Raw genomic sequence first — 247 nt, 5'->3', positions numbered from 1 at the left:
ACCCCATCCCGGCTTCCGACGGACAGGTGCCCACCCGGCCGGTGCGCCAGCTGTGGGCGTGCAGCGAGGACGAAACCATCACGGTGGCCCGCATCTCCGACAAGGACCCGCAGATGCTGCGCTATTTCGACAGTGTCGGGATCAACCTCGACTCGCAGGTGCGGGTGGTGACCCGCCGCGAATTCGCCGGCATGATCTCGGTCGCGATCGAAGCCGCCGACGGCGCCGAGACCACTGTCGATCTGGG

1 protein-coding gene is annotated in these 247 nt (G+C 67.6%); it reads left to right on the top strand.

Translation table 11 applies throughout. The features are described from left to right. On the top strand, positions 1-247 hold a 247-nt coding region (locus MKD49_RS26200; RefSeq protein WP_252697766.1), incomplete at both ends, for a FeoA family protein.

It is taken from the genome of Herbaspirillum sp. WGmk3, assembly GCF_023952535.1.
Taxonomy (GTDB): domain Bacteria; phylum Pseudomonadota; class Gammaproteobacteria; order Burkholderiales; family Burkholderiaceae_D; genus Herbaspirillum; species Herbaspirillum huttiense.
Note: the sequence above shows the minus strand (reverse complement) of the source record. Positions and strands in the feature narration are given on the sequence as shown.